At 62.8% G+C, this 23,277-nt stretch carries 25 protein-coding genes; 23 read left to right on the forward strand and 2 right to left on the reverse strand.

What is annotated here, in order from left to right; genetic code table 11:
* Positions 1–1,206 carry a phosphoglycerate kinase gene (locus LVY65_RS02430; protein WP_235066416.1) on the forward strand — a complete coding sequence of 402 codons (1,206 nt, stop codon included), beginning with the start codon at positions 1–3 and terminating at the stop codon, positions 1,204–1,206.
* Here the strand turns inward: LVY65_RS02430 and LVY65_RS02435 are convergent.
* Positions 1,203–1,688 (reverse strand): TlpA disulfide reductase family protein, encoded by a 486-nt coding sequence (locus tag LVY65_RS02435; protein ID WP_235066417.1) that lies wholly within the window; start codon positions 1,686–1,688, stop codon positions 1,203–1,205. The genes LVY65_RS02430 and LVY65_RS02435 overlap by 4 nt on opposite strands.
* Before the next feature lie 170 nt (positions 1,689–1,858).
* Here LVY65_RS02435 and LVY65_RS02440 point away from each other — a divergent pair, with 170 nt between their 5' ends.
* Positions 1,859–2,776, forward strand: coding sequence for a fructose bisphosphate aldolase (locus tag LVY65_RS02440; RefSeq protein ID WP_235066418.1), 918 nt, complete (start codon positions 1,859–1,861; stop codon positions 2,774–2,776).
* Here LVY65_RS02440 and LVY65_RS02445 read toward each other — a convergent pair.
* On the reverse strand, positions 2,771–3,097 hold the full coding sequence (locus tag LVY65_RS02445) for a hypothetical protein (RefSeq protein WP_235066419.1): 327 nt from the start codon (positions 3,095–3,097) through the stop codon (positions 2,771–2,773). The two genes, LVY65_RS02440 and LVY65_RS02445, sit on opposite strands and share 6 nt — an antisense overlap.
* Before the next feature lie 80 nt (positions 3,098–3,177).
* Between LVY65_RS02445 and thiE the strand changes: the two genes are divergently transcribed.
* From thiE to nuoN, 21 genes are all read left to right on the forward strand, one after another.
* Positions 3,178–3,849, forward strand: coding sequence for a thiamine phosphate synthase (gene thiE / locus LVY65_RS02450; protein ID WP_235066420.1), 672 nt, complete (start codon positions 3,178–3,180; stop codon positions 3,847–3,849).
* A gap of 60 nt (positions 3,850–3,909) precedes the next feature.
* Positions 3,910–4,971: a L,D-transpeptidase family protein gene (locus tag LVY65_RS02455; protein ID WP_235066421.1), complete on the forward strand. Its 1,062-nt coding sequence runs from the start codon at positions 3,910–3,912 to the stop codon at positions 4,969–4,971.
* On the forward strand, positions 4,971–5,609 hold the full coding sequence (locus tag LVY65_RS02460; protein ID WP_235066422.1) for a M23 family metallopeptidase: 639 nt from the start codon (positions 4,971–4,973) through the stop codon (positions 5,607–5,609). Before LVY65_RS02455 ends, LVY65_RS02460 begins: the two co-directional genes overlap by 1 nt.
* 192 nt (positions 5,610–5,801) lie before the next feature.
* Positions 5,802–6,365: an elongation factor P gene (gene efp, locus LVY65_RS02465; RefSeq protein ID WP_235066423.1), complete on the forward strand. Its 564-nt coding sequence runs from the start codon at positions 5,802–5,804 to the stop codon at positions 6,363–6,365.
* Positions 6,365–7,177, forward strand: a complete 813-nt coding sequence (locus LVY65_RS02470; RefSeq protein WP_235066424.1) for an inositol monophosphatase family protein — start codon at positions 6,365–6,367, stop codon at positions 7,175–7,177. Before efp ends, LVY65_RS02470 begins: the two co-directional genes overlap by 1 nt.
* Before the next feature lie 98 nt (positions 7,178–7,275).
* A complete protein-coding gene (gene ndhC, locus LVY65_RS02475) occupies positions 7,276–7,653 on the forward strand; it encodes an NADH-quinone oxidoreductase subunit A (RefSeq protein ID WP_235066425.1) in 378 nt (125 codons plus the stop codon).
* Positions 7,644–8,225, forward strand: a complete 582-nt coding sequence (locus LVY65_RS02480; RefSeq protein WP_235066426.1) for a NuoB/complex I 20 kDa subunit family protein — start codon at positions 7,644–7,646, stop codon at positions 8,223–8,225. The genes ndhC and LVY65_RS02480 overlap by 10 nt, the downstream gene beginning before the upstream one ends.
* Positions 8,222–9,040, forward strand: a complete 819-nt coding sequence (locus LVY65_RS02485; protein WP_408021961.1) for an NADH-quinone oxidoreductase subunit C — start codon at positions 8,222–8,224, stop codon at positions 9,038–9,040. Before LVY65_RS02480 ends, LVY65_RS02485 begins: the two co-directional genes overlap by 4 nt.
* The gene (locus tag LVY65_RS02490) at positions 9,037–10,284 is read left to right on the forward strand and encodes an NADH-quinone oxidoreductase subunit D (RefSeq protein WP_235066427.1); all 1,248 of its coding nucleotides are present in this window, start codon (positions 9,037–9,039) and stop codon (positions 10,282–10,284) included. The genes LVY65_RS02485 and LVY65_RS02490 overlap by 4 nt, the downstream gene beginning before the upstream one ends.
* Entirely contained in the window at positions 10,284–10,949 is a 666-nt protein-coding gene (locus tag LVY65_RS02495; RefSeq protein ID WP_235066428.1) for a complex I 24 kDa subunit family protein, read from the forward strand. Before LVY65_RS02490 ends, LVY65_RS02495 begins: the two co-directional genes overlap by 1 nt.
* Positions 10,949–11,098 carry a hypothetical protein gene (locus LVY65_RS02500; RefSeq protein WP_235066429.1) on the forward strand — a complete coding sequence of 50 codons (150 nt, stop codon included), beginning with the start codon at positions 10,949–10,951 and terminating at the stop codon, positions 11,096–11,098. Before LVY65_RS02495 ends, LVY65_RS02500 begins: the two co-directional genes overlap by 1 nt.
* 5 nt (positions 11,099–11,103) lie before the next feature.
* Positions 11,104–12,402, forward strand: coding sequence for an NADH-quinone oxidoreductase subunit NuoF (nuoF, locus tag LVY65_RS02505; RefSeq protein WP_235067151.1), 1,299 nt, complete (start codon positions 11,104–11,106; stop codon positions 12,400–12,402).
* Between the two features lie 47 nt (positions 12,403–12,449).
* Entirely contained in the window at positions 12,450–13,760 is a 1,311-nt protein-coding gene (locus tag LVY65_RS02510; RefSeq protein ID WP_235066430.1) for a hypothetical protein, read from the forward strand.
* On the forward strand, positions 13,760–15,763 hold the full coding sequence (gene nuoG / locus LVY65_RS02515; RefSeq protein WP_235066431.1) for an NADH-quinone oxidoreductase subunit NuoG: 2,004 nt from the start codon (positions 13,760–13,762) through the stop codon (positions 15,761–15,763). Before LVY65_RS02510 ends, nuoG begins: the two co-directional genes overlap by 1 nt.
* The gene (gene nuoH, locus LVY65_RS02520) at positions 15,760–16,836 is read left to right on the forward strand and encodes an NADH-quinone oxidoreductase subunit NuoH (RefSeq protein ID WP_235066432.1); all 1,077 of its coding nucleotides are present in this window, start codon (positions 15,760–15,762) and stop codon (positions 16,834–16,836) included. Before nuoG ends, nuoH begins: the two co-directional genes overlap by 4 nt.
* On the forward strand, positions 16,833–17,315 hold the full coding sequence (gene nuoI, locus LVY65_RS02525) for an NADH-quinone oxidoreductase subunit NuoI (RefSeq protein WP_235066433.1): 483 nt from the start codon (positions 16,833–16,835) through the stop codon (positions 17,313–17,315). The genes nuoH and nuoI overlap by 4 nt, the downstream gene beginning before the upstream one ends.
* A gap of 24 nt (positions 17,316–17,339) precedes the next feature.
* Positions 17,340–17,945 carry an NADH-quinone oxidoreductase subunit J gene (locus LVY65_RS02530; RefSeq protein ID WP_235066434.1) on the forward strand — a complete coding sequence of 202 codons (606 nt, stop codon included), beginning with the start codon at positions 17,340–17,342 and terminating at the stop codon, positions 17,943–17,945.
* Positions 17,942–18,247 carry an NADH-quinone oxidoreductase subunit NuoK gene (gene nuoK / locus LVY65_RS02535; protein ID WP_119531037.1) on the forward strand — a complete coding sequence of 102 codons (306 nt, stop codon included), beginning with the start codon at positions 17,942–17,944 and terminating at the stop codon, positions 18,245–18,247. The genes LVY65_RS02530 and nuoK overlap by 4 nt, the downstream gene beginning before the upstream one ends.
* On the forward strand, positions 18,247–20,298 hold the full coding sequence (gene nuoL / locus LVY65_RS02540; RefSeq protein ID WP_235066435.1) for an NADH-quinone oxidoreductase subunit L: 2,052 nt from the start codon (positions 18,247–18,249) through the stop codon (positions 20,296–20,298). The genes nuoK and nuoL overlap by 1 nt, the downstream gene beginning before the upstream one ends.
* Positions 20,299–20,306: 8 nt before the next feature.
* Complete coding sequence (locus tag LVY65_RS02545) at positions 20,307–21,833, forward strand: NADH-quinone oxidoreductase subunit M (RefSeq protein WP_235066436.1); 1,527 nt, start codon at positions 20,307–20,309, stop codon at positions 21,831–21,833.
* Entirely contained in the window at positions 21,833–23,266 is a 1,434-nt protein-coding gene (gene nuoN, locus LVY65_RS02550) for an NADH-quinone oxidoreductase subunit NuoN (RefSeq protein WP_235066437.1), read from the forward strand. Before LVY65_RS02545 ends, nuoN begins: the two co-directional genes overlap by 1 nt.
* The last annotated feature ends 11 nt before the right edge of the window (positions 23,267–23,277 follow it).

Here is a 23,277-nt window from a genome sequence, read left to right on the forward strand (position 1 = left end):
ATGGCGGACGCCTTCAAGACACTTGATGACTTGCCGGACGACCTGACCGGCAAGCGGGTGTTGGTACGGGTCGATTTGAACGTGCCGATGCTGGATGGCACAGTCAGCGACGACACCCGTCTTCGTGCCGCAGTTCCGACCATTGCCGAGTTGAGCGACAAAGGTGCGATCGTCCTGCTGCTGTCGCATTTCGGCCGGCCCAAGGGGCAGAACCGGCCCGACATGTCGACTGCGCTGCTGGTCAAGCCGCTGGCCGAGCTGACCGGCCGCTCGGTTCGCTTCATCGAGGATTGCCAGGGCGAAGAAGCGGCGCGCGCGGTGTCGATCATGCTACCGGGTTCGATCGGCATTCTTGAGAACACTCGCTTCCACTTGGGCGAGGAAAAGAACGACCCGGAACTGGCCAAGGGCATGGCAGCGCTTGGCGACCTATACGTCAACGACGCCTTTTCCGTGTCGCACCGTGCTCATGCATCGACCGAAGGCATTGCCCATTTCCTTCCGGCTTTTGCCGGGCGGGCGATGGAGGCGGAGTTGACGGCCTTGCAGAAGGCGCTTGGCGCGCCTGACCGCCCGGTGGCGGCGGTGGTCGGTGGGGCAAAGGTCTCTACCAAGCTCGCCGTGCTCGGCAATTTGGTCGGAAAGGTCGATCATCTGATTATCGGCGGCGGCATGGCCAACACATTCCTTGCCGCGCGCGGCGTTGATGTCGGCAAGTCGCTTTGCGAGCATGACCTCGTTGGCGAGGCAGAGAGTATTTTCGAGCGCGCTGACGCGGCCGGTTGCACGATCCATCTACCGTACGATGTGGTCGTCGCGAAGGAATTCGCGCCAAATCCGCCGTCCTTGCGAACCTGCAACGTCCATGAGGTCGCGGCCGACGAGATGATCCTTGATGTCGGCCCATCCGCCGTGGAGGCGCTGGCCGACGCGCTCAAGACCTGCCGCACACTGGTCTGGAACGGGCCGCTGGGCGCATTCGAAATACCTCCGTTCGACGCCGCCACGGTGGCGCTTGCTCAAACCGCAGCGGCGCTGACCCAGGATGGCAGCCTGGTGTCGGTTGCGGGAGGCGGCGACACGGTCGCTGCCTTGAACCATGCTGGCGTCGCAGGAGACTTCACTTTTGTTTCAACCGCGGGCGGTGCCTTCCTCGAATGGATGGAGGGGCGGACGCTCCCTGGCGTTGCCGCGCTGCAGCACTAAGGCTGCGGCTGGCGAAGGAGCGGCACCAGCAACTTGTTGAGCCGCTCGACCCCGAGCAGGCCCGACTCCGCCGCACGGACCTGGCCGTTGCGGTCGATAACATAGGTGGTCGGTAGGCGATCCAGCGGCTCAAACGGCCCCCGAATACGTGAGAGCGGGTGGACACCCTTGCCCTTGAACGCTTCGCGAAGCTGAAAGTCGGTTAAATCTTCGGCGGGAATGGCAAGTATTTGCAAGCCGAGGTTGCGACGTTGCCGGTAATAATAGTCCAGCATCGCCACCTGCACGTCGCATGCCCCGCAATCGCGCATCCAATAGGTCAGCACCACCACCTGCCCGCGCAGATCGCGGATGCTAAGCGACTGTCCGCTCGCGGTCGTGAAGGTGGTATCGGCTACCAGCGTGCCCAGGCTGGGCGGCTTGGCCATTGCCGCGCCCGTGAACAGCAGGGCTCCGGCGGTTATCAAGACACGTAGGATCATCGTCAGTTCCTCCCCCCGACAGGCAGGACGCTGCCCCCGTCACCAGAACCGGTCAAGCGCCTCTCGATCAAGGGATGTGGTCGAATGCCAGCTTCGACCGGTTGCGAGTCCGGCAGGCCGGAGCTAGAGCGCGCCGCATATCCATCCAGATCAGCTTCCTAGGGGACCCCATGAACGCCACAGCGACCGCCAGCCGGCATGACGAAATGCTTCGCAAGATTGAGCAAGGGCAGGGCTTTATCGCAGCGCTCGACCAGAGCGGCGGCTCCACGCCCAAGGCTCTGAAGGGCTATGGCATCGAGGAAGGCGAGTGGGGCAGCGACGAGGAAATGTTCGGCCTGATCCATGCCATGCGCAGCCGGATCATTACCTCTCCGTCGTTCGGCAGCGGCAAGGTTATCGGCGCGATCCTGTTCGAACGCACCATGGAAGGAACGGTCGACGGCAAACCGACCCCGCAAGCCCTGATCGACCAGGGGGTGGTCCCGTTCATCAAGATCGACAAGGGTCTGGAGGAAGAGGCGAACGGCGTCCAGCTGATGAAACCGATGCCGGAACTCGATGCGCTGCTGATCCGCGCCAAGGGCCTCGGCGTGTTCGGGACCAAGGAGCGGTCGGTGATCAACCTCGCCAACCAGGCTGGTATTGCTGCCGTGGTTGCGCAGCAGTTCGAGGTCGCCCGCCAGGTACTGGCGCACGGCATGGTGCCGATCATCGAGCCGGAAGTGAACATCAAGAGCCCGGAGCGCGATGCCGCCGACCGCATCCTGCTTGCTGAAATCCTTAAGAGCCTCGACGCCATCCCTGAGGGCGAGCGGGTAATGCTGAAGCTGTCGCTGCCGGTTGAGGCAGGTCTGTTCCAGCCGCTGGTCGATCATCCCAAGGTGCTGCGTGTCGTCGCCTTGTCTGGCGGTTTCAGCCGCGCGGACGCTTGCATCGAGCTTGCCAAGAACTCGGGCATGATTGCCAGCTTCAGCCGCGCTTTGCTGTCCGACCTTCGCGCCCAGCAAAGCGACGAGGAGTTCGACCGCACGCTCGGCACCGCGATCGACGAGATTCACAGCGCCTCGGTGGCCCGAGGCCTATAGCCCGCCCTGGAAGTCGAAGGTAAATCGGTAAGCGCGGGGATCGGTTTGCGTCCCGGCGACTTTCGCTGGAACTGCTGCGACTAGGGTCAGCGCACCGTCGGCGACTTGCTGGGACTTGCCCAGCTCAAGTTCGAGCGTCCGGTGCCAGCTTCCGCCGCTGACCTCGCTGCGCACGACCAGCCTCCCTGCCCATACGCAGGTGACATCGGTCGGGCAGCGGCTGTCCTCGACCACCGAGATCGGTCGAACATGAAGGCCGTTGGCGTAGGCGGTCTGACCGAGAGCGGCCGACGGACCGGCCGTCGCCGGCGGTGCGGTCATGCATGCGGCAAGTGCGAATGCTGAGAATGGGGCAAGTGCTTTCATTGGACGCAGCTTCCGTTCCAGCTAATGAGCGGCGCATGAATGAAGACGATGTCGACCTTTCCGCCTTCCCGCCGCCGTTGCGAAAGGATCCTTGCCAGCTTTACCTGATCAGCCCGCAGGACGTGGGCGGAGTTTTCCCCGATCGATTGAAGGCGGCGCTCGCCGGCGGTCCGGTCGCGGCATTCCAGCTGAGGGTCAAGGATGTCGAGCAGCATGAGTTGGCACGGCTGGCCGAGCCGTTGCAACGCATATGCGCCGAAGCGGACGTTGCCTTTATCGTCAACGACAGCGTCAGTCTGGCCAAGCGGCTCGACACGGATGGCGTGCATCTCGGTCAGGGCGACGGCAATCCGCGCGAGGCCCGGGCTATCCTGGGACCGTCGAAGCAGATTGGAGTTACCTGCCATGCCAGTCGGCACCTTGCGATGGAAGCGGGCGAGGCGGGGGCCGACTATGTCGCGTTCGGCGCCTTCTACCCGACCACCACCAAGCCGAGCGAACATCGACCCGATCCGGCAATCCTAAGTTGGTGGTCATCGCTGTTCGAAATTCCGTGCGTCGCGATTGGTGGCATAACGCCGCAAAATGCCGCGCCGCTAGTCACCGCTGGCGCGGACTTCATTGCCGTCTGTAATGTGGTCTGGAGCAAGGAAGACCCATCGGGCGAAGTCGCGAAATTCGCCGAGCTGTTCGCTTCGACCTCCTGACGTTCTGAAACAAAGCGAGATGCTGTGGCGTTCCTTGGTGAAAATCCAAGGAGCCTGCCTGTGCCGCGTACCCCGATTCTGCCGATCCTGTCGTACTGCCTAGTTTTCGCAGCAACCACCGCAACCGCCCAACCCGGCTCGAATGTCTTCACGCCACCGGGCACCGCCAAGCCTGTCTGGGTGCAACCCGGAACGCCGGGTAGTCCGATCAACGGAGCGGTGTTCCATGCCCAGGTGCTGCTGAGCTCAGCCGGCTTTTCGTCAGGCGTGATCGACGGGAAAGACGGCATGTCGTTCAAGGCGGCGGTGCGCGGGTTCCAGCAGTCGCGCGGCCTGCCGGCGACAGGAAAACTCGACATCGCGACCCGCCGAGCGCTGCTCGATCGCAACCGGCCTTCTACCGTCAATGTGAAGCTCGGCCGCGCCGACATCGGCGGCAATTATGTTTATCCCTTTCCGAAGAAAGCCGAGGGGCAGGCCAAGCTGAAGTGGGCCGGATACCGAAACATGCTTGAAGAGGTTGCCGAGCGGTATCACACGACCCCCGACACGATCGTCGCGCTCAATGGGCCAACGGCGTTGATCGGCATCGGGCAGAACTTGCGCTTGCCCAACGTATTGCCAGCCAGCACCGACTACCAGGGCTCACCGCTCAAGCCTGAACATCGCGCCTGGTTCGTGAAACTCAATATCGACGCCAACGAGCCTCAGGGCGATCATGTCGTCATCGACAAGTCGGAAGGCTTGCTCAAGGTGATCGATGACGGCGACCGGCTGGTCGCTCAATTTCCGGTGACGACGGGTTCGCAGCATGACCCGCTGCCGCTCGGCAACTGGAAGGTCTCGACCTACGCCTTTTTGCCGCCGTTCCACTACCAGCCGGACCTGTTCTGGGATGTCGACGACAGCAAGGACGAGAAGATGCTCCCGCCTGGACCGAACGGGTTGGTCGGCGTTGCCTGGCTCGACCTCACCAAAGACCATTACGGCATTCATGGCACGCCCGAACCGCAAACGATCGGCCGGACCGAAAGTCACGGTTGTATTCGCATGACCAATTGGGACGTGCTCAGGCTTTCGCGGATGCTGAAGCCTGGATTCAAGGCCGAGTTCCGGGCCTGATGGATACGGTCGTCACCAAAATCGGCTGGACTGTGGTGATTGCCGTATTGATCGGCGCTTTTTCCATTTTCGCCTATAATATCGGCTATGGTTCCGGTCGTGGCGACGTGACGGTGGCCGGTGGAAAGCAGCTGTTCGACCCAAAGGGCGGACCACCGGTCATGGTTGCGGAGGGCGTTGTCGTCGGGCCCGCCGGCCTCGCCATTCCAGTTGTGGGCGTGAAGGCGGACCAGTTGGTCGATACCTACACGCAGGCGCGCGCCGGTGGGCAACGGACCCATGATGCGATCGACATCATGGCGCCGACCGGCCAGCCGGTGATTGCCGCCGCACCCGGCCGGGTCGAAAAACTGTTTTTCAGCGAGGGCGGCGGCGGGATCTCCGTCTACGTCCGGTCCGACGATGGGCGCTGGAGCTATTATTATGCCCATTTGAGCGCCTATGCGCCGGGGCTGCATGAGAACCAGCTCCTGCAGCGCGGCGCGCCGGTGGGCTATGTCGGCGCGACCGGTAATGCCAATCCGGCCGGTCCTCATCTCCATTTTGCTGTCAACCGCATGAACCCGGGGGAGAAATGGTGGCAGGGGACGCCGATCAATCCTTATCCGCTGCTTGCCGGAAAGCCAGTCACGCGATGACTAAGGTCGTTTCAGATCATTGATCTGAAACGTGAATCTTGGTCACCACAAGAGATGAAAGCCTGATTCACGCCATGGTGGGCAGCAAAGGCTTCCCACCACGGCGATCAGGCTTTATGGGCGCCGACTTGTTTGGGCGGCTTGCCGCCCACGGCTCTTTTTCATCTCTCAGGCATATAGGCGGATCACCTAATGAAGATCAGCGGCGTGGACATTCGTCCCGGTAACATCATCGAATATGAAGGCGGCATCTGGCGCGCCGTGAAAATCCAGCACACCCAGCCCGGTAAGGGCGGTGCCTATATGCAGGTCGAGCTGAAGAACCTTATCGACGGCCGCAAGAATAATGTGCGGTTTCGCTCGGCCGAAACGGTCGAGCGCGTCCGCCTCGACACCAAGGATTTCCAGTTTCTGTTCGCCGACGGCGACATGCTGACGTTCATGGACAAGGAAAGCTACGAGCAGATCAGCCTGCCGCGCGACCTGCTCGGTGATGCCGCCGCCTTCCTCCAGGATGGCATGGACGTGGTGATGGAGCTTCATGAGGAGCGGCCGATTTCGGTCCAGCTGCCCGACACGATCGAAGCGACGATCGTCGAGGCGGACGCCGTGGTGAAGGGCCAGACAGCCAGCTCAAGCTACAAGCCCGCGATGCTCGACAATGGCGTTCGCGTCATGGTCCCGCCGCATATCAGCGCGGGCACCAAGATCGTCGTCGACGTCTATGAACAGACCTACGTCCGGCGTGCCGATTAATGGTTTCCCATTCCGGCCTGATCACTGTCATGACCCGCGCGGTCCGCAAGGCGGCGCCGCGGCTTCGGCGGGACTATAACGAAGTCGAGCAGCTTCAGGTGTCGAAGAAGGGCCCGGCCGACTTCGTGTCGATGGCCGATAAGCGCGCCGAGACCACCCTGGTCGAGGAACTGCGCAATGCCCGGCCCGACTGGGGCATGTTGCTGGAAGAGAGCGGCGAGATTGCCGGCGATCCCTCGAAGCCGCGGTGGATCGTCGATCCGCTCGATGGAACGACCAACTTCCTCCACGGCGTCCCACATTTCTCAATCTCCATCGCGGTCGAGGAGCCGCTTCCCGGTGGCAAGACCGGCATCAGCCACGGCCTCGTCTATCAACCGCTGACCGATGAGACTTTCTGGGCGGAAAAGGGCCGTGGCGCATGGCTCAACGACCGGCGGCTTCGGGTTTCGGCGCGGCGCGACTTGTCGGAAGCGATGATCGGCACCGGTATTCCCCATTTCGGCCGCGGCGATGTCGCTCGCTGGTCGCGAATCTTTGGTGCAATCGCGCCCGAAGTAGCCGGGATCCGTCGATTGGGATCTGCCGCACTCGATCTCGCCTGGGTCGCGGCAGGCCGTTTCGATGGCTTCTGGGAAGACGATCTCGACATTTGGGATTCGGCCGCAGGCGTGCTGCTGGTCAAGGAAGCGGGCGGCTTCGTCAGCGATTACCGTGGCCAGGATCGCATGTACGAACGGCGTGAATATCTGGCTGCAAGCGGAGAGTTGCACAGCCGGCTGCACAAGCTGCTTGCCGGAGCGCTCCGTTAAGTCTTTTTGCGAGTCATTCTCACTGTTTCAGATGCTTGCCCCGATAGGGGCAGCGTCCTAGAGAGCCGCCAATCTGTAAGCCCACCGGGAGTCCTATCTTGGCAAGCGTTGCCGCCGGATATCTGCCGATCCTCTTGTTCCTGGCCGTCGCGCTTGCGCTGTCGGCTGCGTTCGTCGTGCTGCCGATGCTGGTCAGTCGCCTGACCGGCACGCACCGGCCGGACGCCGAGAAATTGAGCGAATATGAGTGCGGCTTCCCCGCATTCGAGGACAGTCGCGCCCAGTTCGACGTACGCTTCTACCTGGTCGCGATCCTGTTCATCGTCTTCGATCTGGAAGCGGCCTTCCTCTACCCCTGGGCGGTCAGCCTGATGGGCACTGGCTGGACCAGCTGGTTCGCGATGATGATCTTTCTCATCGAGCTTGCGCTGGGCCTTGCCTATGCCTGGAAGAAGGGAGCTCTCGAATGGGAGTGATGTTGAGCCCGGCCGAGGATCGCTTTCCGTCCGAGGAAGAGGTTGCTCGGGTTGCCGGACTTGTTCCGGGCAGCGTCGAAGAGGCCAAGTTCCTCGAGTTGCGCAAGGAATTGGACGAAAAGGGCTTCCTGGTCACCACGACCGAGGATCTGTTTACTTGGGCCCGGACCGGTTCCTTGTGGTGGATGACCTTCGGCCTCGCCTGCTGCGCGGTCGAGATGATCCATGTGAACATGCCGCGCTATGACCTGGAACGGTTCGGTGCGGCACCGCGCGCGTCCCCGCGCCAGTCCGATGTGATGATCGTCGCCGGGACGCTGTGCAACAAGATGGCGAGCGCGCTTCGCAAGGTTTACGACCAGATGAGCGAGCCGCGCTACGTCATCTCGATGGGCAGCTGCGCCAATGGCGGCGGTTATTATCATTACAGCTATTCGGTTGTCCGCGGTTGCGACCGTATCGTGCCGGTGGACATTTATGTTCCCGGCTGCCCGCCGACCGCCGAGGCCTTGCTCTACGGGATCATGCAGCTGCAGCGGAAAATCCGCCGCGAAGGGACGCTCGACCGGTGAGCAGCCCTGCGCCCCTGATCAAGGCCCGCGAAGGACTTGTTGACGCCTATCGCGTGGCAATCGGCGACGCGTTCGTGGCATCGCGCGATTATGTCGGCGAACTGACCGTCACCGTCACTCGCGATAGGCTGGTTGAGGCCTGCCGCATCGCCCGCGACAAGTTCGGCTATCAGCAGCTGATGGAGATCGCCGGGGTCGACTATCCCGAGCGGCCCGAGCGGTTCGAGGTGAATTACCACCTGCTTTCGGTCACCCATAATCACCGCATCCGCATCAAGGTCACGACCGACGAGGATACGCCGGTGCCAAGCGTTACCGGACTGTGGCCGGTAGCCGGCTGGCTCGAACGCGAAGTGTTCGATCTTTACGGCGTTACTTTCTCCGGCAATCCCGACCTCCGCCGCATCCTCACCGATTATGGGTTCGAAGGATATCCGCTGCGCAAAGACTTCCCGCAGACCGGTTATGTCGAGCTTCGCTATTCGGAAGCTGAGAAGCGCGTTGTTTATGAGCCAGTCCAGCTGCCCCAGGATTTCCGCAACTTCGACTTCCTGATGCCGTGGGAAGGCCCAGAATATCGGCTTCCCGGCGACGAAAAGGCAGAGGCGCAGGCACCTGGCGCGCCGAGCCCTGCGCCTGCCGGAGGACCGCAGAAAGTCGAGGCCAAGGCCCAGCCACCCCAGCCCAAGACGACCGACACGCCTGCAAAGACCGGCGCTGGCGCCAAGGCCAACAAGGCGGCGACGAAGAAGAGCAAGGCCGCACCAAAGGCCAAGGCATCCACCAAGCCGCGCGCCAAAAAGGGTGACGCATGACCACCCAGATCGATATTCTGGTCGGCTCTCCAACCGACAAGCTTGCCCCCGGCAACAAACCCACCGCGGGCGACCAGACCGTCAGCAACTACACGATCAACTTCGGCCCGCAGCATCCGGCCGCGCACGGCGTTCTGCGTCTGATCATGGAGCTGGACGGGGAGATCGTCGAGCGGGTCGATCCGCATATCGGCCTGCTTCATCGCGGCACCGAAAAGCTGATCGAATATCGCACCTATGCTCAGGCGCTGCCTTACTTCGACCGGCTCGATTACTGCTCGCCGATGTGCATGGAGCACAGCTACGTCCTCGCCATCGAGAAATTGATGGGCCTCGAGGTGCCGCTGCGCGCGCAATATGTCCGGGTGTTGATGGCGGAGCTGACCCGCATTTCCAACCATATGCTGAACCTCGGCAGCCACATCATGGACGTGGGCGCGATGACGCCCAACCTGTGGCTGTTCGAAGTGCGCGAGGATACGCTGCAGCTGTACGAGGCGGTGTCGGGCGCGCGAATGCACGCCAATTACTTCCGCGTCGGCGGCGTGCACCAGGATATTCCGGAGAAGGTGCTGGCCGACATGGCGACCTTCCTCGACAAGCGCATGCCGCTGTTCGAGGACGCGATTTCGCTGGTCGCCGACAATCGCATCTTCAAGCAGCGCAACGTCGACATCGGCACGGTCAGCAAGGAGGACGCGCTGGCCTGGGGCTTCTCCGGCCCGATGATCCGCGCAGCGGGCATTCCGTGGGATTTGCGCCGCTCGCAGCCCTATGAAGTCTATGACCGGATGGAGTTCGACATTCCGGTCGGCACCAGGGGCGACTGCTACGACCGCTTCATGGTCCGGGTCGAGGAAGTGCGGCAATCGGCGCGGATCATGCGCCAGTGCCTCAAGGAAATGCCGTCCGGCCCGATCGCGACCTTGGACCGTAAGGTGTTCCCGCCCAAGCGCGCCGAGATGAAGCAGTCGATGGAAGCGCTGATCCATCACTTCAAGCTCTATACCGAAGGCTATCACGTCCCCGCTGGCGAGGTTTACGTCGCGACCGAAAGCCCCAAGGGCGAGTTCGGCGTCTACCTTGTCGCGGACGGAACCAACAAGCCCTATCGCTGCAAGATCCGGCCGACCGCGTTCAGCCATCTGCAGGCGATGGACTTCATGATGAAGGGCCACATGCTCGCCGACACCACCGCGGTGCTGAGCGCCATCGACGTCGTCTTCGGGGAGTGCGACCGCTAATGGCTGAACGTCAGTTCCATCCCGACACGCCCGAGCTCCGCGCCGAGTGGGACGGCTTCGCCTGGACCGAGGCCAACGCCAAGGCCGCGGCGGAGATCGTCGCCCGCTATCCGGCGGGGCGGCAGGCATCCGCCTCGATTCCGTTCCTTGACTTGGCCCAGCGTCAGGTCGGCGCGATGACCGACACCCAGGGCTGGCTGCCGATCCCGGTGATCGAATTCGTCGCGCGGGAGCTCGACATGCCGCCGGTCCGAGTGATGGAGGTCGCCAGCTTCTACACCATGTTCAACCTCGCTCCGGTGGGCAAATTCCACGTCCAGGTGTGCGGCACCACGCCCTGCATGCTGCGCGGGTCGGATGACGTGCTTTCCGCCTGCTTCAAGCGAGGGATGAAGAAGGGCCATACCACCGAGGACGGCTTGTTCACCCTGACCGAGGTCGAATGCCTCGGCGCCTGCGCCAACGCGCCGATGGTCCAGATCAACGACGACAATTATGAGGACCTGACCGAGGACAGCATGGGCAAGATCCTCGACGCGCTTGCCGCCGGGCAGACGCCCAAGCCTGGACCGCAGGTTGACCGCACGACCAGCTGCCCCGAAGGCGGCCCGACCACGCTCAAGAAAATGGCCGAGCGCAATTACGACTATCGGGGGCAGTGGTGATGAAAGACATCCTGAAAGCCGTCGTCGCAATCATCATCGTCGTGATCGCGTTCAAGATCATCACCGGCATCATCGGCCTGTTGATCGGCGTCGCGATTGCCGGGCTGGTCGTCTACGGCGGCGTCAAGCTGCTGGAGGGCCGTAAGTGACCGGCATCACCTCCCTCACCGACAAGGATCGGATCTTCACCAACCTCTACGGCTTCCAGGGTGCGGACCTGAAGTCGTCGCAGGCGCGCGGGGATTGGGACAACACCGCCGGCCTGATGAAGATCGGCCAGGATGAGATCATCGAGGTGGTCAAGGCGTCGGGCCTGCGCGGCCGCGGCGGCGCGGGCTTCCCGACCGGCATGAAGTGGAGCTTCATGCCCAAGGCACCGACCGCCGGACGTCCCAACTTCCTGGTGATCAACGCCGACGAGTCAGAGCCGGGCAGCTGCAAGGACCGCGAAATCCTTCGCCACGATCCGCACAAGCTGGTCGAAGGCGCGCTGATCGCCGGTTTCGCGATGCGCGCGCGCGCCGGCTACATCTATGTCCGCGGCGAATTCATCGTCGAGACCGAAGCGCTTCGCAAAGCCGTCGCTGAGGCTTATGACGCCGGCCTGCTCGGCAAGAACGCCGCCGGATCGGGATATGACTTCGACCTGTTCGTCCACCGCGGCGCAGGCGCCTACATATGCGGCGAAGAGACGGCGATGCTCGAAAGCCTGGAAGGCAAGAAGGGCCTGCCGCGCCTGAAGCCGCCGTTCCCGGCCGGCGCGGGCCTCTATGGCTGCCCGACCACGGTCAATAATGTCGAGAGCATTGCGGTGGTGCCGACCATCCTCCGCCGCGGCGCAGCCTGGTTCGCGAGCTTCGGGCGGGAGAAGAACGAAGGCACCAAGCTGTTCCAGATCAGCGGCCATGTGAACTGCCCATGCGTGGTCGAGGAAGCCATGTCGATCCCGTTCCGTGAGTTGATCGACAAGCATGCCGGCGGCATCCGTGGCGGCTGGGACAACCTCCTCGCCGTGATCCCCGGCGGATCGTCGGTGCCGCTGGTACCGGCCGAGCAGATCATGGACGCCCCGATGGATTTCGACGGGCTGAAGGACCTCGGCTCGGGCCTCGGCACGGCGGCGGTGATCGTGATGGACAAGTCGACCGACATCGTCCGCGCGATCAGCCGCATCAGCTACTTCTACAAGCATGAAAGCTGCGGCCAGTGCACCCCGTGCCGCGAAGGCACCGGCTGGATGTGGCGGACGATGGAGCGCCTTCGCGAAGGCGACGCCCAGGTGTCGACCATCGACAAGCTCTACGACGTCACCAAGCAGATAGAGGGCCACACCATCTGCGCGCTCGGCGACGCTGCCGCCTGGCCCATCCAGGGCCTGATCAAGCACTTCCGCCCCGAGCTCGAGCGCCGCATCGCCGAGCGGCAAGGCGATGTGCGGGAGGCGGCGGAGTGATCGGAATCCAAAATGCGGAGCCGCGGGGGCGGCGGGAGAGGGGCGTAATGCGTAACCTGCTTTTTGGCTTGATCCTTGGGATGGCCGCGTCGTCTGCCGTTCTGGCCGATCCGCCAACCGGTTCGCGGCTCGGCAGCCGGTTTGCCGGAAGCATCAAATATTCCGAAGAGGAGGCCGATAACTCGGCGACCAAGATGGCGTCCTGCCTGGTCACCAAGCGGCCAACAGCGGCGCGGGCTTATCTCGACGCCTACTCGGCCGATGAATCGGACAAACAGCGCAACGAACTATTCCAAGACGTCTCTTGCCTGTCGTTTGTGGGCTTCAGCGGCATGTCCGATACCATGCAGGTTAGCTTCCCTCGCGACGTGATCCGGGGCAAATTCGCCGAGGCATTCCTCAAGGACCAGTCGAGTGCGATCGCGGCGCTTCCGGCGCTGCCGCTGGTCAAGGACTATTCGCGGCCCTGGTTCGCGGCGACCGGCCGAAGCCCGGTTATCGACGAAATGGGCGCCTGTGTTGTCGACACCAATCCAAATGGAGCCGCAGCTATTCTGGCGACATCCGCCTACTCCAAGGAAGAGGCGGCTGCGTTCGGCGGCGCAATGCCGAGCCTGGCAACTTGCCTTCGTGCCGGTGCCAAGCTGCAAGCCAATCGTCAGGCGCTCCGCGCCGCGCTGGCGGACGCGCTGTATCAGCGCCTGACCAAGCCGGCGCCGGCTGTGCAACTGGCCGAGGCGGAGGCGCGGACTCGGCAGGTTCGCGTTGCGTTCAAGAAGTTCGCTGAGTGCGTCGTGAGCAAAAATGAGCGTGATGCGCAGATCTACGTCATCGAGGATTTGAGCGAACAGGAAACGACGCGCCTTCGTAATAAAATGTTGGATGGGGCCTGCTGGCGCGCCTCAACTGGTTTGCAACCCCCGATTGCAACGACGGGTTTGAAACTTCAGGGCATCCTGGCTGAGGTATTACTGGCGGCGGAGCCGACCCGCGGGCCGTTGCAGGATCCCAAGAACATCGCGCCATTGAATCATGAGCCCGTCAACGCGGCGGAACGGCGGCGGGTAGACGCCGACACGCTGAAATTCATGGACGCAATGTACATGCTCTTTAAGGCTGGCGAGTGCGTCGTGCGCGCTGACGTCAATGGGGCAGACCGCCTTCTGAAAAGTGGTTTGAATTCTCGTGAAGAATCCGAGGCTTTGATGGCCCTCAAGCCTGCGTTCGATGGCTGCCCCAAGTGGGAATCCAGTTACGCCGCAAGCATCGATGAGCTTCGCGCCACCATTGCTGCGAACTATTACCGCCTGGGCCATGCGCGGAGCACCGCTACCAGTGCGGCTGGAGGCACGAAATAATGCCTAGAGTTACCGTCGACGGCGTTGAGATAGAGGTTCCGCAGGGCGCGACCGTGCTGCAGGCGTGCGAGCTGGCGGGGAAGGAAATCCCGCGCTTCTGCTACCATGAGCGTCTCAGCATTGCCGGCAATTGCCGCATGTGCCTCGTCGAGGTCGCGCCGGGGCCGCCCAAGCCGCAGGCGAGTTGCGCGCTTCCCGCCGCGGAAGGGCAGACGATCCGAACCGACACGCCGATGGTCAAGAAGGCGCGCGAAGGGGTGATGGAGTTTTTGCTTATCAACCACCCGCTCGACTGCCCGATCTGCGACCAGGGCGGGGAGTGCGACTTGCAGGATCAGGCGATCGCTTATGGCCGCGGCCACTCGCGCTTCGAAGAAAATAAGCGGGCGGTCGACGACAAATATTTCGGTCCGATCGTCAAGACGGCGATGACGCGCTGCATCCAGTGCACCCGCTGCGCGCGCTTCGCCGATGAAGTGGCGGGGACGCCGGAGATCGGCATGCTCTATCGCGGCGAAGACGCGCAGATCACCACCTACCTCGAAAAGGCCTTCCACTCGGAGCTGGCTGGGAATTTGGTCGATCTCTGCCCGGTCGGTGCGCTGCTGTCGAAGCCTTACAGCTTCGAGGCGCGGCCGTGGGAGTTGCGCAAGGTTCCGGGCATTGACGTGATGGACGCGGTCGGCACCAACATCCGCATGGACGTCCGCCAGCGCCAGGTGATGCGCATCCTGCCGCGCATCAACGATGCGGTGAACGAGGAATGGGCGCACGACAAGACGCGCCACCATGTCGACGCGCTGGTCAGGGGCCGCCTCGACCGGCCGTGGGTTCGCGAAAAAGGCAAGCTGCGCGAGGCATCGTGGTCGGAGGCGCTCGACGTCTTTGCCAAGCAATTCAAGAAGGCCGGCAAGAAGGTCGCGGCCATCGCCGGCGATTTGCTCGATGCCGAAACCATGTATGCGGCCAAGGCGCTGCTGGCTGGCGCAGGCTCGAAGCTGCTCGAAGGGCGGCAGACCGGCCTCGACTATGACGTGACCAGCCTCGCTGCCGTGCGGTTCAACACGCCGCTGGCCGAACTGGAAAATGCCGACGTCGTGCTGCTTGTCGGCAGCAACCCGCGCTGGGAAGCGCCGCTGGCCAACACCCGCGTCCGCAAGGCGGTGCGGCGCGGGGCCAAGGTCTTCGCCATCGGGCCGGACGTCGACCTTACCTACAAGGTAGAATGGCTGGGCAATGACCTATCATTGATCGGCAAGCTGCCCAAGGCGGCTGCTGACGCGATCAAGGCTGCGAAGAAACCCGTGATGATCGTCGGCCCGGGCGCGCTCGGGGCAGGGGCGCTTGGCGCCGCGCTGGCCGCATCCGGCGCGTTCATGCGTGACGGCTGGAACGGCTTCAACGTGCTGCACATCGCGGCGGCGCGGATGGCGAGCCTGATGCTCGGATATGCCCAGAAGGGTGGCATTGCCGACATCGAAAAGGCCAAGCCGGAACTGGTGATCCTGCTTGGCGCCGACGAGGCCGCGGCCGACCGGTTCAAGGGTGCCTATAAAGTCTATGTCGGCCATCATGGCGATGCCGGCGCGGCCAATGCCGACCTGGTCCTTCCGGGCGCGGCCTATGCCGAGAAGCACGGCACCTACGTCAACATCGAGGGACGTGTGCAGCGCGGCGAGCGCGCCGCCTTCGCGCCGGGCGATGCGCGCGAGGACTGGACGATCTTCCGGGCATTAAGCGACCTCATTGGCAAGCCGCTGCCGTTCGATCGCTTCGACCAGCTGCGGGCGGCAATGATCGCCGAAGTTCCGGAGCTGGGGCACGAGGGGATTATCGACATGCCCTGGGCGCCGCCCAAGCTCGACGCCAAGGCGTCAGGCCCGGTCGCCTATCCGCTCAAGGATTTCTACCTGACCAACGCCATCTGTCGCGCCAGCCCGACCATGCGCCGCTGCTCGGAAGAGCTGGTGCAGGGCCGCGAATATCTGGAGGCCGCGGAATGACCGCCTGGTTCCAGGGCACATGGCTCGGAGAAGGCGGCGGCTGGTTCCTCGCCAATCTCATCCTGATTCTGCTGATTGCCCTGCCACTGATGCTGGCGGTGGCGATGATCATATATGCCGAGCGCAAGATCTGGGCAGCCATTGCGCTCCGCCGGGGCCCCAACGTGGTCGGCCCGTGGGGCCTGCTGCAAAGCTTCGCCGACGGCCTCAAGGTCTTCCTTAAGGAAACGATCATCCCGAGCAGCGCCAACAAGGGGCTGTTCCTGATTGCGCCGATCATCACCTTCACGGTGGCGCTGATCGTCTGGGCAGTAGTGCCGTTCGACGTCGGCGTGGTGCTGACCGACATCAATGTCGGCCTGCTCTATATCCTCGCGGCGAGCTCGCTCGGCGTCTACGGCGTGATCATCGCCGGCTGGGCATCCAACTCCAAATATCCCTTCTTCTCCGCGCTGCGTGCAGCGGCGCAGATGGTCAGCTATGAAGTGTCGATCGGCTTCGTGCTGATCTGCGTCGTGCTCTATGCCGGCACTTTCAACCTGACCGGGATCGTCATGGCGCAGAAGGGCAACATCTTCGGCATCCTGAACGGCTACGCCTTCAACCCGCTGCTGTTCCCGATGGCGGTGGTATTCCTGATCAGCTCGATGGCCGAAACCTTCCGCACCCCGTTCGACCTGGTCGAGGCGGAGAGCGAGCTCGTCGCCGGCCACCAGACCGAATATTCGTCGATGAGCTTCGCGCTGTTCTGGCTCGGCGAATATGCCAACGTCATCCTGATGTGCGCGCTGAACGCCATCCTGTTCTGGGGCGGGTTCCTGCCACCGTTGAACCTCGACTTCCTCTACGGCTTCACCCTGTTCGACCATTATTTCTCGCTTGGATGGGTCTGGCTCATCCTGAAAATGTGCTTCTTCTTCTTCGTTTTCGGTTGGGTGAAGGCGACCGTGCCCAGGTACCGCTATGACCAGCTGATGCGGCTGGGCTGGAAGATCTTCCTGCCGCTGTCGCTGCTGTTCGTTGTCCTTATCTCGGGCTGGATCATGTGGACCCGTTATGGAGTAGCGGCATGATCGCGCGCACCATCAAGGCCTTCACGCTGTGGGAATTCGTCAAGGCGCATGCCCTGACCCTCAAATATTTCTTCAAGCCCAAGGCGACGATCAACTATCCCTATGAGAAGACGCCGCAGTCGCCGCGCTTCCGGGGCGAGCATGCGCTGCGCCGCTATCCCAACGGCGAAGAGCGCTGCATCGCCTGCAAATTGTGCGAGGCGATTTGCCCTGCGCAGGCGATCACGATCGAGGCCGAACCGCGCGAGGACGGCAGCCGGCGCACCACCCGCTATGACATCGACATGGTGAAGTGCATCTATTGCGGCCTGTGCGCAGAAGCCTGCCCGGTCGACGCCATCGTCGAGGGACCAAACCTGGAATTCGCGACCGAAACGCGTGAAGAGTTGCTCTACGACAAGGCCAAGCTTCTGGCCAACGGCGACCGCTGGGAGCAAGCGATCGCCGCCAACCTTGCCGCCGACGCGGCGTACCGTTAAGCGCCGCCGCCAACCGGGGATCCGATGATTGCAATTTTCGCCTTTTATTTGTTCGCGACGCTGACCATCGCTTCGGCGGTGCTCGTCATCTTCGCGCGCAATCCGGTGCATAGCGTGCTGTGGCTGATCCTCGCCTTTTTCAACGCCGCCGGCCTGATGCTGATCCTCGGTGCCGAGTTCATTGCGATGCTGCTGGTGATCGTCTACGTCGGCGCCGTGGCGGTGCTGTTCCTGTTCATCGTCATGATGCTCGACATCGATTTCGCCGCACTGCGATCCGGCTTCACCCGCAACCTGCCGTTCGGCCTGGTGGTGGCGCTGGTGCTGCTGGCGGAGATCATCGTCGCAGTTTCGGCATGGAAGGCAGGCCCGGTGACCGGCGGCGTCCAGCCGGCGGCGACCAACCAGCCCAACATCGAGGCGGTCGGCGAGCTGCTCTACACCCGCTACCTGTTCCCGTTCGAAATCGCTGGCCTCATCCTGCTGGTGGCGATGATCGGCGCGATTGTGCTGACCCACCGTAGCCGCGGCGACGTCCGCGGGCAGAAGGTGTGGAAGCAGGTCGACCGCCGCCCAGAAGACGCGATCCGGAACCTTCAGCCGAAGGTGGGTGAGGGGGTGAAGCTGTGATCGGCCTGACCCATTATCTCGCCGTCGCGGCGATCCTGTTCACGCTCGGCGTGCTCGGCATCTTCCTCAATCGCCGCAACATCATCCTGATGCTGATGGCGATCGAGCTCATCCTGCTCGCCGTGAACATCAACCTGGTCGCATTCAGCGCCTTCCTCGGCGACCTGGTCGGCCAGGTCTTCGCCATGTTCGTGCTGACGGTTGCCGCCGCAGAGGCCGCTATCGGCCTCGCCATCCTTGTCATCTTCTTCCGTCGCCGCGGTTCGATCGCGGTCGATGACGTCAACCGGATGCGCGGCTGATGCACCCTGTAATCTTCATCGTTTTCCTGCCGCTCCTGGCTGCGATCATCGCTGGCCTTGGCGGTCGCGTGATCGGCAAGACCGCTTCCAAGGTGGTTACGACCGGCTCGCTGTTCATCGGTGCGGCCCTGAGCTGGCCGATCTTCTTCAGCTATCTCGGCGGCCATGCGGAACCGCAGGTCATTCCAGTGCTGGAGTTCATCAAATCGGGCGCGCTCGATGTCGACTGGGCACTAAGGGTCGACGCGCTGACCGCGGTAATGCTGGTGGTGGTTACGACGGTGTCGAGCCTCGTCCACCTCTACAGCTGGGGTTATATGGAGGAGGACCCGAGCCAGCCTCGCTTCTTCGCCTATCTGTCGCTGTTCAGCTTCGCCATGCTGATGCTCGTGACCGCTGACAGCCTGGTGCAGATGTTCTTCGGCTGGGAAGGTGTTGGCCTCGCCTCCTATCTCCTGATCGGCTTTTGGTACCACAAGCCCTCGGCCAACGCCGCGGCGCTCAAGGCATTCGTGGTCAACCGCGTCGGCGACTTCGGCTTCTCGCTCGGCATCTTTGGCACCTTCCTGGTGTTCGGAACCGTGTCGATCCCGGCGATCCTTGCCGCCGCGCCGTCGATGGCCGGATCGACCATCCATTTCGCCGGCATGACTGTCGAAACGATGACCTTGCTCTGCCTGCTGCTGTTCGTCGGGGCGATGGGCAAGTCGGCCCAGCTGGGACTTCACACCTGGCTACCAGACGCGATGGAAGGCCCGACCCCGGTCAGCGCGCTGATCCATGCGGCGACGATGGTCACTGCCGGCGTGTTCATGGTTTGCCGTCTTTCGCCGATGTTCGAAGTGTCGCCAACGGCACTTACCGTCGTCACCTATGTCGGCGCGGCGACTGCCATCTTCGCCGCGACCGTCGGCACGGTGCAGAACGACATCAAACGGGTGATCGCCTATTCGACCTGCTCTCAGCTCGGCTACATGTTCTTCGCCGCGGGCGTCGGCGCGTACGGCGCCGCGATGTTCCACCTGTTCACCCATGCCTTCTTCAAGGCGCTGCTCTTCCTCGGCGCGGGTTCGGTCATCCACGCGATGCACCATGAACAGGACATGCGTTACTATGGCGGCTTAAGGAAGGAGATCCCGATCACCTTCTGGACGATGATCGCCGGGACGCTGGCAATCACCGGCGTCGGCCTGTTCGGAGTCGGGTTCGCCGGATATCACTCCAAGGACGCGATCATCGAGAGCGCTTTCGCCAGCGGAACGGTCCATGGCACCATCGCTTACGCGGTCGGCATTGGTGCCGCGCTCCTAACCAGCTTCTACAGCTGGCGCCTGATCTTCCTGACCTTTTACGGCAAGCCGCGCTGGGCCGGCAGCGAGCATATCCAGCACGCGGTTCATCATGTGCATGAAGATGCAGGCGAAATGGCGTCCGATCATGACAGCGCCCAGGACCATGGCGTGCCAAAAGTTGAGGGGACGGCCGGCTACCATCCCCACGAAAGTCCATGGGTAATTCTTGCTCCGCTCGTCCTGCTGTCGCTGGGCGCGGTGTTCGCCGGCTTCCTGTTCAACGGCGCGTTCATTCAGCCCGAGGGCGGACCGGAATTCTGGCGTGGCAGCGTCGCCTTCAGCGAGCATCTGGCGCATGCGATGCACGAGGTGCCAGCGTGGGTGAAATGGTCGCCGTTCGTCGTGATGCTGATCGGCCTCGCAATCGCCTATCGCAACTATATCGCAAAGCCGGATGCCCCGGCGGCGTTCGTCGCCATGTTCCCGGGCATCCACAAATTCCTGATGCACAAATGGTATTTCGACGAGCTCTACGACATTATCTTCGTCCGCCCGGCCATGGCGCTCGGCCGTTTCTTCTGGAAGCGTGGCGACGAGCAAACCATCGATCGCTTCGGCCCGCACGGTGCGGCCTATGCGGTCGACGTCGGCAACCGCATCACGACCCGGCTGCAGTCGGGCTATGTCTATAGCTATGCCCTTGTCATGTTGCTCGGCCTGATCGGCGCCGCGACCTGGGTCTTCTGGTGGGTGCGATGAGCGGCCAAATGACCGGCATTCCGATCCTTTCCATTCTGGTCGCGCTGCCGCTGATTGCGGGCATCGTCGCGCTATTCCTGTCGGCCAGCGGAGCGCGGTGGCTGGCGCTAGTCACGACGCTGGTCAGCTTCGCCCTCGGCGTATGGCTGTGGAGCGCCTACGATCCGGGCGGGTCGCAATGGCAGTTTGTAGAGCATTATGCGCTGGGCGGCGGCATTGCCTGGGCGATGGGCATCGACGGCATCGCGCTGATGCTGATCATGCTGACCCTGTTCCTGATGCCGATCTGCATCGGTGCCAGCTGGCGCGCGATCGAGAAGCGCGTGCCGGAATATATGGCGTCATTCCTGATGATGCAGGCGCTGATGATCGGCGTGTTCACGGCGCAGGACCTGCTGCTGTTCTACATCTTTTTCGAAGGCGGCCTCATTCCGATGTACCTCATCATCGGCATCTGGGGCGGGGCCGAACGGATCAAGGCCAGCTATAAATTCTTCCTCTACACGCTGGCCGGGTCGGTGCTGATGCTGATCGCCATGCTGGCGATGATCCTGACCGCCGGCACGACCTCGATCCCGGCGCTGATGGCCTATGACTTCGCGCCAAGCCTGCAATGGTGGCTGTGGCTCGCTTTCTTCGCTTCGTTCGCGGTAAAGATGCCGATGTGGCCGGTCCACACCTGGCTTCCCGATGCCCACGTGCAGGCACCGACCGCCGGTTCGGTGATCCTGGCGGGCGTGCTGCTGAAGATGGGCGGTTACGGTTTCATCCGATTTTCGCTCCCGATGTTCCCCGAAGCATCGGCCGAGTTCATTCCGTTCGTTTATGTGCTGAGCGGGATCGCGGTCGTCGTCACCTCGCTGATCGCGCTGGCCCAGCACGACATGAAGAAGCTGATCGCTTATTCGTCGGTTGCCCACATGGCGTTCGTTACTTTCGGCCTGTTCGCCTTCAACCGGCAGGGCATCGAAGGTGCGATGATCGTCATGCTCAGCCACGGCCTGGTGTCGGGCGCATTGTTCCTGTGCGTCGGTGTCATCTACGACCGCCTGCACACCCGCGAAATCAGTCGTTACGGCGGGCTGTCCGACAATATGCCCAAATATGCGCTGCTGTTCATGGTCTTCACCATGGCCAGCGTCGGCCTGCCCGGAACCAGCGGTTTCGTCGGCGAATTCCTCAGCCTTGTGGGGCTCTATGCGGTGTCGACCTGGGCGGCGGTCGTTGCCACCACCGGCATCATCCTTGGCGCCGCTTATATGCTCTACCTCTACTGGCGCATTTGCTACGGCAAGCTGGTCCACGCCGACGCAGCCGCCATGAAGGATTTGAGCGGCCGCGAAATGTGGCTGCTCGCGCCGATCGCCGCAGTGGTCTTTTGGATGGGCGTCTATCCGGAAAGTTTCCTTCGCCCGATGCGTGCCGACGTGGGCCGCCTGCTCGAACGGATCGATCGCGCCAAGCCTGCAGGTGACTCGCACCTGACTGCCGGCAAGCCGGCACCTGCCACACCAGCTCACGCGGAAGCGCATTGATGAACCTCGCGCCAATCCTACCCGAACTCATCCTGACGGTCGGCGCGATCGTGCTGATGATGGTCGCCGCCTTCATGGGGCGCCGCGGCAGCGCACTGTGCAGCTGGGCATCGGTGGCCCTCCTGCTCGGCGCCTCGGTGACTCTCCTCGGCGAGCCGCAGAGCGCCGGGGCCTTGTTCGGCGGGTTGATCCAGGCCGACGGGTTCGGCGCGTTCGGCAAGCTGGTCATCTACCTCTGCGCTGCCGTTGCAATCGTCATGGCGCACAATTGGTTCGAGCGGGACTTCGAGCATGCCGCCGAATATCCGGTTCTGATCCTGTTGTCGGCGATCGGCATGTCGGTGATGGTCTCGGCCACTAGCCTCATCTCGCTCTATGTCGGCCTGGAGCTGCAGAGCCTGTCGGCTTATGTGCTCGCCGCCTACCGCCGTACCGACGACCGATCCGCCGAAGCCGGTCTCAAATATTTCGTCCTCGGCGGGCTTGCGTCAGGCATCCTGCTCTATGGCATCTCGCTGCTCTACGGCTTCACAGGAACCACCCAGTTCGAAGGCGTCGCGGCGGCTTTCGCCCGCGAAGGCACTCAGTCGATCGGCCTGTTGTTCGGCCTGGTGTTCCTGCTCGCCGGCCTGGCGTTCAAGATCAGCGCGGTACCGTTCCACATGTGGACGCCCGACGTTTACGAAGGCGCGCCGACCCCGGTGACCGCCTTCTTCGCATCGGCGCCCAAGGTCGCCGCCGTCCTGCTTAGCGTTCGCGTCTGCCTCGACGCTCTGGCACCCGCGATCGATGCCTGGCGGCAGATCATGATCTTCGCCGCGCTGGCCTCGATCCTTCTCGGCGCGGTCGCCGCCTATGGCCAGACCAACATAAAGCGACTGCTGGCCTATTCCTCGATCAACAATGTGGGCTTCGCGCTAATCGGCCTGGTTGCCGGCGGCGTAGCGGGGGCATCCGCGGTTCTGTTCTACATGGCGGTCTATGTTGTCATGACATTGGGCGCCTTCCTTTGCGTCCTGCGAATGAAGGATGAAAAGGGCGAGTCGATCGAGGGGATCGACAGCCTGTCCGGCCTGTCCCAGACCCGCCCTGGCCTCGCCCTGGCCCTTGCCACATTCATGCTGAGCCTGGCGGGCATTCCTCCGCTGTTCGGATTCTGGCCCAAGTTGATGGTGTTCAACGCTGCTGTTGCCGAAGGGCTCTATCCCTTGGCGGTGGCCGGCATTCTCGGCACCGTCGTAGGCGCCTTCTATTATCTGAAGATCGTCAAGGTCATGTATTTCGACGCGCCCGGTCGTCCCTTGTCCAAACCCGGCAGCGCGGTTGAAAGCGGATTGATCGTGATTGCCGCGCTGATCGTCTCGCCCCTCGGCTATTTGCTGATTCGCCCGCTCGGCCAGCTGACGAACAACGCAGCGGGGTCACTCTTCTGAGCCGCATCCAA

It is taken from the genome of Sphingomonas cremea (assembly GCF_021502585.1).
Classification (GTDB): Bacteria; Pseudomonadota; Alphaproteobacteria; order Sphingomonadales; family Sphingomonadaceae; genus Sphingomicrobium; species Sphingomicrobium cremea.